Annotated in this window: 8 protein-coding genes; 4 read left to right on the forward strand and 4 right to left on the reverse strand. The window is 73.5% G+C overall.

Annotated elements, in window-relative coordinates; genetic code table 11:
• Positions 1 to 24: 24 nt before the first annotated feature.
• Positions 25 to 1,449: an MFS transporter gene (locus tag ACIQFZ_RS31440; protein WP_361418976.1), complete on the reverse strand. Its 1,425-nt coding sequence runs from the start codon at positions 1,447 to 1,449 to the stop codon at positions 25 to 27.
• A 683-nt stretch (positions 1,450 to 2,132) separates the two neighbouring features.
• Here ACIQFZ_RS31440 and ACIQFZ_RS31445 point away from each other — a divergent pair.
• Positions 2,133 to 4,232 (forward strand): asparagine synthase-related protein, encoded by a 2,100-nt coding sequence (locus ACIQFZ_RS31445; protein ID WP_383056635.1) that lies wholly within the window; start codon positions 2,133 to 2,135, stop codon positions 4,230 to 4,232.
• Here the strand turns inward: ACIQFZ_RS31445 and ACIQFZ_RS31450 are convergent.
• Positions 4,219 to 6,255, reverse strand: a complete 2,037-nt coding sequence (locus tag ACIQFZ_RS31450) for a sigma-70 family RNA polymerase sigma factor (protein ID WP_402692802.1) — start codon at positions 6,253 to 6,255, stop codon at positions 4,219 to 4,221. The two genes, ACIQFZ_RS31445 and ACIQFZ_RS31450, sit on opposite strands and share 14 nt — an antisense overlap.
• 183 nt (positions 6,256 to 6,438) lie before the next feature.
• Positions 6,439 to 7,206: a helix-turn-helix domain-containing protein gene (locus ACIQFZ_RS31455; protein WP_365424645.1), complete on the reverse strand. Its 768-nt coding sequence runs from the start codon at positions 7,204 to 7,206 to the stop codon at positions 6,439 to 6,441.
• Positions 7,207 to 7,599: 393 nt separating this feature from the next.
• Here ACIQFZ_RS31455 and ACIQFZ_RS31460 point away from each other — a divergent pair, with 393 nt between their 5' ends.
• Positions 7,600 to 8,976 (forward strand): NAD(P)/FAD-dependent oxidoreductase, encoded by a 1,377-nt coding sequence (locus ACIQFZ_RS31460; protein ID WP_365775932.1) that lies wholly within the window; start codon positions 7,600 to 7,602, stop codon positions 8,974 to 8,976.
• Positions 8,977 to 9,210: 234 nt separating this feature from the next.
• The gene (locus tag ACIQFZ_RS31465; protein WP_402692803.1) at positions 9,211 to 10,887 is read left to right on the forward strand and encodes a SpoIIE family protein phosphatase; all 1,677 of its coding nucleotides are present in this window, start codon (positions 9,211 to 9,213) and stop codon (positions 10,885 to 10,887) included.
• A gap of 67 nt (positions 10,888 to 10,954) precedes the next feature.
• Here the strand turns inward: ACIQFZ_RS31465 and ACIQFZ_RS31470 are convergent, their stop codons facing one another.
• Positions 10,955 to 12,226, reverse strand: a complete 1,272-nt coding sequence (locus ACIQFZ_RS31470; RefSeq protein WP_402692805.1) for an MFS transporter — start codon at positions 12,224 to 12,226, stop codon at positions 10,955 to 10,957.
• A gap of 178 nt (positions 12,227 to 12,404) precedes the next feature.
• On the opposite strand from ACIQFZ_RS31470, the gene ACIQFZ_RS31475 reads away from it, so the two are divergent.
• Entirely contained in the window at positions 12,405 to 12,959 is a 555-nt protein-coding gene (locus ACIQFZ_RS31475; protein ID WP_365424650.1) for a MarR family transcriptional regulator, read from the forward strand.
• Positions 12,960 to 13,409 lie beyond the last annotated feature (450 nt).

The following is a 13,409-nucleotide window of genomic DNA, read 5'->3' on the forward strand; positions in this document are numbered from 1 at the left end:
CCGGGGTGCCCGGCCGGGCGGGGCTCAGGCCGGGGTCATCAGCAGCGGGCGGGCCCGCTCGCGCAGCTCCACGACGCGCGGCTCGTCGCTGTAGGGCTCGAGCCGGTGCAGGAGGTCCTTGACGTACTCGGTGGTGCGCGCGGAGGAGATCCGCCCGGCGACCTCCACGGCCCGCACACCCTGCTCGCAGGCCGCGTCCAGGTTGCCGGACTCCAGTTCGGCGACGGCCGAGACGACCAGTCTGAGGCCGTGCGAGCGGACGAACTCCTCCGTCGGCTTGGACAGCGCCTGCTCGGTGAAGCGGCGGACCTGGCGGGGTGCCTTCAGGTCCCGGTAGCACTCGGCGGCGTCGGCGGCGAACCGGTCGTAGCCGTAGAAGCCGAGCCAGGACGGGTCGTTGTCCCCGTCGCGGGACCGCTCCAGCCAGCCCTCGGCCGCCTTCAGGGCGGCGCCGGCCGCCTGGGCGTCGCCCGCGCGCGCGTGGGCGCGGGCCTCGACGAGCCGGAAGAAGCTCATGGTGCGGGCGGTGGCCAGGCCCCGGTTGCGCTCCAGGGCGGCCTGCGCGAGGTCGACGCCCTCGTCGCCGAAGCCGCGGTAGGTCGCCTGGAGGGACATGGAGGCCAGGACGTAGCCCCCGAGGGGCACGTCGGCGGCGGCGCGGGCCAGGCGCAGCGCCTGGATGTAGTAGCGCTGGGCGGCCTCCTGCTGGCCGGTGTCGAAGGCCATCCAGCCCGCGAGCCGGGTCAGTTCGGCCGAGGCGCCGAACAGCGCCCTGCCGACCTCGTCGGAGTACGAGGCGAGCAGCAGCGGCGCCGCCTCCACGCGTAAGCACTCCGGCACCATCGAAGAACGCCAGTCGCCGCCTCCGTACTTGGAGTCCCAGCGCCTGGCGTCCTCGGCGGCCTCCCGCAGCTTCCGCACATCGCTGTGGCCGACTTTGACCGGTGTGCCCGAGGCCTCCGCAGGGCCCGCCTCGCGCGCCACCGAACTGTCGGCCGGGGTTATCAGCCAGCGCGAGGCGGGCGTTGCGTATGCGCTCACTGCGAACGATCCGGCGAGCGACTGCCAGATGCCGCCGGAGCCGGCCCGGCGGCCGGCGAGGTCGAGCCGGTACAGCTCCGTCGCCGACTTCACCGCCTGGCCCACGTCCCTGGGGAAGGCGAGGCCCACTTCGGGTGCGGGATCCGCGTCCGCCAAGCCGATCTCGTGGAGCGGCACCGGGCGGCCGAGCTTCTGCCCGATGGCGGCCGCGATGAGGTGCGGCGCCGCACCCTGCGGCACCATCCCCTTCGAAACCCAGCGCGCCACCGAGGTCTTGTCGTAGCGAAGTGTCAACCCGCGCTGGGCGCCGAGGTCGTTGACGCGCCGCGCGAGTCCTGCGTTGCTGATTCCCGCGAGGGCGAGAACGGCGCCGAGCTTTTCGTTCGGCCCGCGTTGCTCCCTGGACATGCGCCACCCCTCGACACAGACGGCTGCCGCGCTGGCATAACCACGCGGCATTCGTAAACCCAGCGTAGTTCGCCGCATCCCAAGCGTTAAGGGGCATTCTTCCGGATGGCGGGATTGTGGCCCGCACTCAAGTGCGGGCCCTGCACGCAGGGTTGCGGCGTGCCCCCGATGTGTGGCCGTGCGCCCGTCCGTGCGCTCTTCTCCGGCCACAGGGGGAGCGGTTCCATGGTCCTGCGTGGGTCGGCCCGCTGTACTGGATCCAGTGGGCTGGGGGACACCGCCGCCTTCATCCCCGCGGGTGGCGGAACGGTCCGGGGGGCGAACTCCGCCTCCCGGACTGCGTGTTGTCTGCGCGATGCGCAGAGCGAGTACGGAGCGTGCGCACACGTGTCCTCATAGCGCGGAATTGGCTGAAAATCGCCCCCGCTCCCCATCGCCGACTACCGCTCCCACCACGGCACTTGAGGGCGCGAAGGGTGTTGTGGGGAGCGCATCGGGGGGCGCATTCGAGTCGCGGAGGCCTTGTGCGGTACGGGCGTTCGCCACCACCGGGGCAGGTGCACGGGGGCGTGTGCGGTGCACCGAAGGCGGCTCCGCCTCCCCTCCGGCGCGCCTCCTTCGTGGCAGCATGGTGACCTGGTTCGTTGCGGTGCACTGGTTGCCCACAAGCGGTGGAGGCTTCGATGCGGTGGTTGGTGGGATGGAGCAGCACCGCCGCAGGCGCTATCGGGACCGCATCCGCCGGCGCCACCGGACACGACGGCCAGACCCTGCACCCGGTGGGCTCCCAGCTCCTGTGGGGCGATCCCGACCCGCTGTGGGCGGTCGGCGACTGGCGCCCGGACGAGGTCCGCGTGGTGCAGGCCGACGCCCGGACCAGGATCGCGGTGCTCGGCATCTGCGGGGCCTCCGACGAACAGTTGCGGGTCGGCCTGTTCGCCGCGCGCGGGGGTGCGCTCAGGCATCTGACGGCCTGGCCGGGAAGCTACACCGCCGTCGTGCAGGTGGGCCGCCGCATCACCGTCTGCGGCGATCTCGCCGGAGCCCGCCCGGTGTTCCACACCCCGTGGGCCGGCGGCACGGCGTACGCGACGGCCGCGCTGCCGCTGGCCGACCTCATCGAGGCCAACCTCGACTTCGGGCACCTGGCCGCCCTGCTGGCCGCCCCCGACGTACCGGCCGCGCTGGACGACTCCACGCCCTACGAGGGCGTACGGCGCATTCCGCCGGGGCACGCGCTGATCCTGCGGGCGGGGGCGCGTGAGGTCGCCGGGTACGAGCCGGTCGCCTCGCTCGCGGTGGCCGCACCGCCGGCCGACCCGGACAGCGCGGTCGACGCGGTGCGCGACGCGCTGGTGGAAGCCGTCCGCGCCCGTCTGTCCGCGCCTCGGCACGTACCCGACATCGACCCCGGTCCGGTGCCCGGCATGGGCCCCGCAGAGCGCCGCGCGGCCCGCGGGATGCCGGTGCCCGGCATCGGGGCCGACCTGTCCGGCGGACCGGCCTCGGGCACGCTCGCGCTGCTGGCCGCCGGCCTTCCGGGCCGGCCCGGCACCCTCCTGGGCCACGGCACGGGAGCGGGTGAGCGCCTGCTCGCGGTCACCTTCAACGACCTGACGGCCGACGGGCGCGAGGCCGAACTGGAACGCGCCGGGACGCTCGCGGCCAACCCGCGCCTGCACCACGTGGTGGTGACCGGCGGCGAGGACGTGCTGCCCTACGCCGAGTTGGACGGGCCCCTCACCGACGAACCCGGCCCGTCCCTGGTCGCGGCGGCACGGCACCGCGCGCGGCTCGCGGCGGGCAGTGCGGACCACTTCACCGGCCACGGTGCCCGGCAGGTCCTGGACGCCCACCCCGCGCGCCTGGCCGACCTGCTGATGGACCGCAAGCGCCGCCATCTGGTCCGGCCCGTCGCCGCGCTCGCCAAGGCCGACGGATCGGTCATGGTCCCCGCGCGCGTGTACGGCGCGGCGCGGCGGCTGGCGCGGACGCCCTACCGCGCGGGACTCGACCTGCTCGCCGAGCGGCTGATGCGCCGCCGCTTCGACGAGCCCGGGGGCACCGTCGGGGCGTCGCTGGCCGCACTCACCTGGGCGAGACCCGGGCCGGCGGCCCGGTGGCTGACCGGAGAGGCGCTGGCTGAAGTATCGGTTCGTCTGCAAGGGGCGACGATCCGTTCGGGGGTGGGGCCCGGGCAGCGGCCGGGCGACTACCGCGCGCGTGCCGCCCTCGCCCGGCAGGCGGCGGACCTGCGGGTGCTCGAGCAGGCGGCCGAGGTCCGCTCCCAGCGGCTGCACACGCCCTTCCTCGACAACCAGGTCGTCCGCGCCTGCCGGGCCCTGCCGGAGGCCCTGCGGGTGCAGCCGGGCGCCCGCGCGGTGATCCTGCGCACGGTCCTCCAGGGCGCCGGGGTGGGCGACCTGCCACCCGGCTGGGGCGCCCCCTCGCACGCCTCGGCCGCGGCGGCGTCCCGCACCGGCCTGCGCGTCGCCGTCAACGACCTGGTGGACCTGTTCGCCACCCCCCTGCTCGCCGAGGCCGGCCTGGTGGAGGCCCGTGTGGTCCGCAAGGCCCTGCGCGCGGCGGCGCAGGGTGAGCCGCTGCCGCTGGACGGCCTGGCGGAGCTGGTGTCCCTGGAGCTGTGGCTGCGGCGGCTGCTGTCCCGCCGCGGCACCTGCTGGACCGGCACACCCGCGCGTGCCCGCGCGGTACCGGCGGGCATCACCCCGCAGCGGGGCGCGCTGGCCTCCGGCGGCCGGCCGAGCCCTACCGGCAGCTGAACCTGGACTCGGCCCAGTCCGAGAGGGCCACGGTGTCGAAGGCGGTGTGCGGCTCGACGACCAGCCGTACGGTCCGGTGGCCGGCGAGGCTCACATGGACGGGGACGGCCGGGTCACCGCCCGCGATGGTCCCCGAATTCCACAGGCGGACGCCGTCGGCGTACACCGAGAAGGAGACCCGGCCGAGCCCGGCCATCAGGTCGTCGACACCGACCACGGCGTCGTAGGCGGAGCACTCCCGGTTGAGGTCGACGGTGACGGACGACTCGCCGTGCACGGTCACCCCGTGCGCGTACCGCTTGCCGGCGATCGACGGGCTGTGGCGCTGCCACACCCAACTGCTCGCGCCGAGCCGCATCTCGGGACGGGTGCCGTCTCCGGTGATGTCGTACTTCAGCTCGTTCCACGGGTAGACGACCGGCGCGGGAGGGGGTGTCGGCGTCGGCGTGGGAACCGGAGTGGGGGTGGGCGCGGGCTCCTTGGTCGGGGTGGGCGCGGGCTCCTTGGTCGGGGTGGGCGTCGGCGACGGTGACGACTCGGGTGCCGGTGTAGGGGTGGCGGCGGGGGGCGGCGTCGCCGCGGCGGGAGGCGCCGGGGGCTGGGCGCTCGGTGTCGGCTTCGGTGCCGGCCTCGGCGGCTCGGGCGTCGGGGTCGGCGCGGGCGGAGGAGGGGGTGTCGGCGTCGGCGGCTGCGGCTCGACGACCGGGGCGGACGCGACGGGCCGCGCCTCCGGCTTCCCGACCGGGGCCTCCCGACCGACCAGCGCGAGCGCGACCGCCGCGGCGGCCACGGCGACCACACCGGCCGCGATCCCCGCCTTCACCGGCGCGCCCAGCCCCTCCGAGGCCGCCGCGCCCCCGCCACCGGAGGCACCCCCGGACGCGGCACTCGCGGCTCCTGCCGCGCCCGCGCCGCCGGCGACGATGCCGAGCGCCTTGGCGTACCCGGCGGCGCCGAACCAGCCGATGACGGCGACCGGGACCACGGCGGGGATGCCGCCGGCGACCTCCGCGATCTGGGTGGCCGCCAGCCGGCACCTGGCGCACTCCTCCAGGTGCTTGCGCAGCCCCCGCTCGGCACGGGTGCGCAGCTTGCCGCGGGCGTAGCCGCCGAGCTGGTCCGCGTACCGGGCGCACTCCTCGTCGGCGGTGAGGGCGGCACTGACGTGGGCCTGGAGGTAGGCCTGCCGCAGACCCTCCCGGGCCCGGCTGGCCAGCACCCGCGTGCCGTTGGCGTCCAGCCCGAAGAGCGTGGCGACCGAGCTCGGCGACTCGTCCTCGACCTCCGTGTGCCACAGCACGGCCTGCCACCGCTCCGGCAGCGAGCGGAAGGCCCGCATGGCCATCGACTGCTCGGCCTCGTGCATCGCGCGCACGTCGGCGCCGAGGTCCAGGCCCGCTCCGAAGGAGCCGGTGGACGCCGCGTCGTCCGACAGCTCCGCGGCCCGCGCCGCCTGAGCGGCGAACACCGCGAAGTCGTCGACCAGTTGCTCGCGCCGGGCGGTGCTGGTCCACTGCGCGGCGACCCGCCGGACGGTGGTGAGCAGATAGGCGCGTACGGTGTGCTCGGGGCCGGAGCCGCCGCGCACCGCCTGGAGCACCCGGGCGAACACCTCGGCGGTCAGGTCGTCGGCGGTGTGGGAGTCCCGGCAGCACGTGCGCGCGTACCGGTGTACGGCGTCGGCGTGGCGCCGGTACAGCGCCTCGTACGCGCTGTCGTCGCCCGCGCGCACCCGCCCGATCAGCTCGACGTCCGACGGCGGCAGGTCCGCCGAGGACGCCGGCTCCGCCGCGTACGGCAGCTCACTCTCCTCGAGCCGCTCGCCCTGCGCCGGTACGCCACCGTGTGCCGGGGTGCCGCCCTGCGCCGGTACGCCGCCCTGTGCCGGGGGGCCTCCCTTGGCCCGCCCGGCGTCGCGCGGAACCCCGGTCGGTCCGCCCTGGGCCGGCACCTGCGGAGAATCCGGCCCGTCCGTTCGCGACCCGCCGTCACCGGCGCCGTCATCACGCCCGTCAACGCTCATCGCGCAAACGCCCCCGTAGTCGGCCAGACCGTCCCGATCACCGGGCCAGACTGCCACACCGACCGCCACCGGGCCCCGGCGGCAGGGATCCTCCACTCGTCCGTGGGGCCCGGTCGTGTCCGGGTACCGTCCTCACCCGTAAGAGGAAGGCCCGCCGGACACGGCTCACGCGGGGGACACGGCTCACGCGGGCCGCGAGCGCAACCCCTCCAGCAGGATGTCCAGCAGCCGGGCCGAAGCGGCGGCCTGCTGCGCCGCGTCCGGCAGCGAGGGCGCCGCCGTCGCGATGACCAGCAGCACGTCCGACACCGACACGTCCGGCCGCAGTTCGCCCGCCGCGCGCGCCCGCTCCACGAGCCGGCCCACGACCTCCAGCAGCGCCGCCGCCCCCGCGTCGTCCTCCGCCGTGCCGGACGTGAGCGCCGCCCCGTCGGCCACGAGCCTGAACTCCCCGGAGCCCGGCTGGGCGCGCTGCTGCGGCACCCGGGGGTCGGCCCGGTCCTCGGCGACCGAGACCCGCAGCACCTGCGGCGGCAGCAGCCGCCCGGCGCCGGAGGCCACCGACGTCCGCAGGAAGCGGGAGAGCGCCGACCACGGCTCGTCCTCCTGGCCGAGCGCGGCCCGCGCCTGGTCGGCCAGCCGGGAGGTCTCCTCCTCGGCTATCCGCCGTACCAGGACGTCCTTGCTCGGGAACCGCCGGTACACCGTGCCGACGCCGACCCGCGCGCGCCGCGCCACGTCCTCCATCGGCGCGCCGTACCCCAGCTCGCCGAAGACCTCGCGGGCCGCCCGCAGCACGTGCTCGAGGTTGCGCTGTGCGTCCACGCGCAGCGGCGCCGTCCGGCCCGTCCGGGGCTCGTCCCCGCGCCCGTTGCCCGCCGCAGCGCCCATCGCCCCGCCACCGGGTGCCATGGCGGACGCGGTGGACCAATGAGTGCCCTGAATGTGCATATGTGATCCCCCGGTAATGACGTCTCCCCCCGGAGACTCCCCGTCCCTGATTCCGGAGTGCGCGGAACGGGATCACGCACGATCGGGCCCGCCCCGAGAGCCGGTGGTACTCGGCGGGCTCGCTCGGATCACATCCCCCACACCCCGTCGACACACGAACATAGTTGAGAGGGAGTCAATTCAGAAGGGGCAGGTTCCGCACGGAGCGCCCCCCGATCGGAGTACGAGCCGCATACGTCCGTATTGCGCCCCCTTCCGCCCCTCGGCGCACATCCACTGACCTGCGTCCTTTCCTCACACCCCGATAATTCGGCCAACCCCGCGCCGCTCCGGCCGACGGTCACACAATTCGTCGGGGCTGTGGACAAACGAGAGCGTCGGGTGCGTCATGGGATGGTGAAGGAACGTGCGCGCATTCTCGTTGTCGGCGGCGGCTACGTCGGGATGTACACGGCCCTGCGCCTGCAGCGGCGGATGAAACAGGAGCTCAGTCGGGGCGAAGCGGAGATCACGGTGGTCACGCCCGATCCCTATATGACGTATCAGCCCTTCCTGCCCGAGGCCGCGGCCGGCGCGATCTCCCCCCGGCACGTCGTCGTCCCGCTGCGCCGCGTACTCGACCGGTGCCGCATCATCGTCGGCGAGGCCACCTCCATCGACCACGCGCACCGCACCGCGACCCTCACCACCCTCGCCACGGAGGAGACCGGGGGCACCGAGAAGCTGGCGTACGACGAACTCGTCCTCGCCCCGGGATCCGTCTCGCGCACCCTGCCCATCCCCGGCCTGGTCGACTACGGCATCGGCTTCAAGACCGTCGAAGAGGCCATCGGCCTGCGCAACCACGTCATCGAGCAGATGGACATCGCCTCCTCCACCCGCGACCCCGCGATCCGCGACGCGGCCCTCACCTTCGTCTTCGTCGGCGGGGGGTACGCGGGCGTGGAGGCGCTCGGCGAACTGGAGGACATGGCCCGCTACGCCGCCCGCTACTACCACAACGTCAAGCCCGAGGACATGAAGTGGATCCTCGTCGAGGCCTCGGATCGCATCCTGCCCGAGGTCGGCGAGGAGATGGGCCGCTACACGGTCACCGAACTGCGCCGCCGCAACATCCAGGTCCTCCTGCGGACCCGCCTCGAATCCTGCGCAGGCCGGGTCGCCGTCCTCAGTGACGGGCAGCGCTTCCCGACCCGTACGGTCGTGTGGACCGCGGGCGTCAAACCGCACCCGATCCTCGCCGCCAGCGACCTGCCGCTGAACGACCGCGGGCGCCTGAAGTGCACCGCGCAGCTGACCGTCGAGGGCGTCGAGCACGCCTGGGCCGCGGGTGACGCCGCCGCCGTCCCCGACGTCACCACCGGCGAACCGGGCAGCCTGACCGCCCCCAACGCCCAGCACGCGGTCCGTCAGGCCAGGCTCCTGGGCGACAACATCAGCCACTCCCTGCGCGGCGAACCCCTGGAGACGTATGCGCACACATACGCCGGCTCGGTCGCCTCGCTCGGACTGCACAAGGGCGTCGCCCAGGTCTACGGGCGCAAACTGAAGGGCTACCCCGCCTGGTTCATGCACCGTGCCTACCACCTCAGCCGGGTGCCCACGGTCAACCGCAAGACCCGGGTGCTCGCCGAATGGATGCTGGCGGGACTCTTCAAACGGGAGATCGTCTCCCTGGGTTCGCTCGAACATCCCCGCGCGGAGTTCGAACTCGCGGCTGGTGGAAAACATCCTCTCGACCCGAACATCAACCCGAAAGGGTCGTCCTGACCGTACCGGGGAACTCCGCCGCACGCCCCGGCGTCCAACGGATGTCGGCGCGGTCGGCCACACCGCCCAACCGGCCCGCGGCCGAGGACGGGCAGTCGCCCGCCCGGCACGGATGACGCATTCCCGCTGTGCCGCACCGCCGGGACAGTAAGAATGTGCGGTCACCGCCGCGCGGCCCCTGACCCCCGGCCGGGCCCGGAGCTGGCCTGAGACGACGACACGAGGCAAGGATTCGTGAACTTCACGCGCTGGAGCGCCCGGCTCCCCGGAATCAACGGAACGCAGCGCCGCACGGCGGCTCGGCCCGATCTCGCGACCGTCCCGGACCGACGGCCGGACGGCACCGTACCCGCGGCCCGCGTCGAACGACTGACCGATGAGACGGTGCCGGTGCCCGCCGTCGACGAACTCCCCGCACGCGAGGTCCTCGACCGCGTCCCGGCCCTCGTCGCCCTCGTCCACGGCTCCGACCACCGCATCGCCTATGTCAACGACGCCTACACGGCGGCCTTCGGCGTACGCCCGCTCGGCGGACCCGCCCACGAGGCCCTGCCCGAACTGCGCGAACTGGGTCTGCTCCCGCTCCTGGACCAGGTGCTGCGCAGCGGCAGGCCCCGCACCCTGAAGTCCCGCAAGGCACCCGACGGCCGCTCGTACACGTTCACGTGCACCCCGGTCGCCGAACCGAAGGACGACGGCCGCGGCGTTCTGGTCTTCGCCACCGACGTCACCGACCACGCCGACGCCGCCGAACGCCTGCGCGCCAGCGAGCGCCGGCAGCGCGAGACCGCCGTCACCCTCCAGCGCTCGCTCCTGCCCCAGGTGCTGGAGCAGCCCGACGACCTGCGCATCGCCGCCACCTACCAGCCGGGCGGCACGGAGGCCGCGGTCGGCGGCGACTGGTACGACGTCATCACCCTCGGCGGCGGCCGCACGGCACTGGTCATCGGCGACGTGATGGGCAGAGGGGTGCGCGCGGCCGCGGTCATGGGCCAACTGCGTACCGCCGTCCGCGCCTACGCCCGTATGGACCTGCCCCCGCACGAGGTCCTGCAACTCCTGGACGGCCTCGCCGCGGACATCGACGCCAACCAGATCGCCACCTGCGTGTACGCCGTCCACGACCCCAACGAGGGCCGGCTGGTGTACGCCTCTGCCGGGCACCTGCCGATCCTGGTCCGCGACGAGAACGGCACCGTGCTGCGTGCCGACGAACCCACCGGCCCGCCGCTCGGCACCGGCGGCTGGGTGCACGCCTCCGGCTCGGTCCCGCTGGGCCCCGGCTCCACGGCGGTCCTCTACACCGACGGACTGGTGGAACGCCGCGACGAGGACCTCGACGAGGGGATCGCCGCGCTCGAACGCGCGCTCGCCGGCGCCACCGGCTCCCCGCAGGTGGTCTGCGACCGACTGGTCCGCTCGGCCGGTGTGCAGGCCGACCACGACGACGACGTGGCCGTCCTCGTCCTCCAGCACCCCGCCCGCACCGGCCCGGACGGCGAACTCTTCCGCAACGCCGCACTGGAACTGCTCGGCGGAGTGGAAGCGGCCCCACGCGCGCGTGCGTTCGCCTCCGGCGTCCTCGCCAGCTGGCGCTTCCCGCCCGATCTGCACGACCTGGGCGTCCTCGCCGCCAGTGAACTGGTCGCCAACTCCCTCCAGCACGGCACCCCGCCCATGCGACTGCGGCTCCGGCGCACCGACCGCCGCCTCATCGTCGAGGTCACCGACGGCGACGACCACCTCCCCAGGCGCCGCCGCGCCGACCCGGACGACGAGTCGGGCCGCGGCATCGCCATGATCGCCACCATCGCCACCAACTGGGGTTCACGCAGAACCCCCGGCGGCGGCAAGGCGGTGTGGTGCGAGTTCACCCTGCCGGAGGAAGTGGGCCGACGGGGCCTGCGCTGAGGCGGACCGCCCACCGGGGAGCGGGGGGTCCGGGGCGCGGCCCCACGGCCGGCCGGCGGGCGCGGGCTCAGGCCTCCGCGCCCACCGGCTCCGCGGCCACCCCGCCCCGAGCGACCACCCGGCTCCGCGCGGCCCACGGATGGTCCTGCACAGTGCTGAGCCCCCGCCCCAGCCGCAGCGCCAGGACGGTGATCAGGAGCGAGAACAGCAGGAACGTCACCACGTACGGCCCCGGCAGCGAGGCCGCCAGCGGGCCGCCCGCGGCCGGCCCGAGCGCCAGCGCGAGCTGCTTCACCAGGGCGAAGGCCGAGTTGTACTGTCCGGCCATCCCCTCCGGAGCGAGGTCAGCCACCAGCGGCGCGACCGTCGGCGACAGCATCGCCTCACCGAGCCCGAACAGGGCGTACGTCGAGATGAACGCGGCCGTGGCCATCGCCCGGCTGCCGTGCCCGAGTCCCGCGTACGCCGCCGCGGCCCACGCCACGGCCCAGATCAGCCCCACGGCCGCGATCATCCGCGACCGCCGCCGGCGCTCCACGAACTTCAGCACGGCGAACTGCGCCACCACGATCATCAGCGTGTTCGCGGCCAGTGCCGTCCCCAGCGTCGACGTGTCGATGCCGGCGGCCTCCACGCCGTACGCGCTCAGGCCCGACTCGAACTGCCCGTAGCAGGCGAAGAACAGCACGAAGCCCAGCACGCACAGCTGCACCATCGCGCGGTTCCCGACGAGCTGCCGCCAGCCGGTCCCCGCCGCCTTTCCGGCCTCCGCCGGGTCGTCGGCGATCCGCGGCGAGTGCGGCATCCGCACCGTCGACATCAGCGCGACCAGCAGCAGGAACACCGCCGCCTCGATCGCGAACAGCAGCGTGAAGGAGGAGACCTGGGTGGTGTCGACGAGGTGCCCCCCGATGAGGCCACCCACGCCCAGCCCGAGGTTCTGCAGGAAGAACTGCATCGCGAACGCCCGCGACCGCGTCTCCGCCGTCGAGCAGTCCACGATCATCGTCGCCAGCGCCGGCTGCATCACGGCCTGACCGGCGCCGAGCGCAGCCGCCGACAGCAGTACGGCTCCGGCTCCACCCGCCAGCCCCAGGCTCAGCGCGCCGAGCGCGGCCGTGACCAGGGCGGCGAGCAGGACCGGCAGCGGGCCGCGCCGCACGATCGCCCGGCCGGCGAACGGCAGCACGATCAGCGCGGCGACGGCGAAGACGGCGAGGACGAAGCCCGCCGTCATGGCTCCCAGACCCCGCACCTGCGCCACATAGACGTACAGGTAGGGAACGGTGAAGCCGAGCCCGAACGCGCTGAGTGCGTTGCCCACGTGGATCCGGCGCATCGCTGCGCCCATCGCCCTGGTCACGTTCACCCTCTCTAAAGCAGGTAGCAAGTAGTGGACAGAAGGTTGCTTGAAGTGGTCAGTAGTTAGAACTGAAGACTTCGAAGCTAAACTTCGATGCTAAACAGTACACCTGGAAGGACTTCAACGCCAAGCAGCCCCGTGCCATACTGCGGACATGGGCGACACACCCGGCGGCATCGGCACCGAGCCAGCGCTCGAAGAACAGATCGCCGCCTACCAGCGCGAGTTCCAGGACCTCGACCCCCAGGTCGAGCAGATCGTCTCCGCTCTGTCCCGGCTCAACCGGCGGATGAACGTGGCCTACGGCCGGCAGACCGCCGCGCTCGGCATCAGCAACGCCGACTGGGAGGTGCTGAAGGCCCTCGTCCTCTCCGGCGCCCCCTACCGCCTGGGCCCGAGCGACCTCGCCAAGCGCCTCGGCCTCACCCCGGCCGCGATGACCCACCGCATCGACCGGATGGTGGCCGAGGGTCTGGTCACCCGGGAGCGCGACGAGGCCAACCGCGTCCGGGTCATCGTGGAGCTGACGTCCGAGGGCCGCGAGAAGTGGCTGGAGGTCATGCGGCTGGCCACGGTCTTCGAGGGGGATCTCCTCCAGGACCTGTCCCCGGCCGAGCGCACGGCCCTCGGCGAGGTCTTGACCAGGATCCTGCGCCGTGTGGAGCACGCCCAGCCGGACGCCGGCGGTCGGCTCACCGACCTCGACTGAAACCCCGGCGGGGACGCTTGACAGTCGCCTGCCGGATCCGTAATGTTCTCCGGGTTGCCGCGGAGCCGTAAGGGTTCCTCGACAGCACCTCCGCCGCATGAGCGGCACTCAAACCACCAGCACGATCTCCCATCCGGGATTGTTTTCGGCGCGCCCGAATTCAATTCGAGTGGGACTCGTCGATCTTGAACCGGCGCCCCGAGGGCCCGATTGGGAATCGCCGAGAGAATCCGCTAAGGTTTGGGACGTCGGAACGGCCCAACAGCCGGGAGGACAAACCCCGCTGACTGGGGGTCAGGTCGAGAAAAGGATCTGATAGAGTCGGAACCGCCGGAAAGGGAAACGCGAGAGCGGAAACCTGGAAAGCACCGAGGAAATCGGATCGGAAAAAGATCTGATAGAGTCGGAAACACCGAAGGGAAGCGCCCGGAGGAAAGCCCGAGAGGGTGA

It is taken from the genome of Streptomyces sp. NPDC093064, from assembly GCF_044754605.1.
GTDB lineage: Bacteria > Actinomycetota > Actinomycetes > Streptomycetales > Streptomycetaceae > Streptomyces.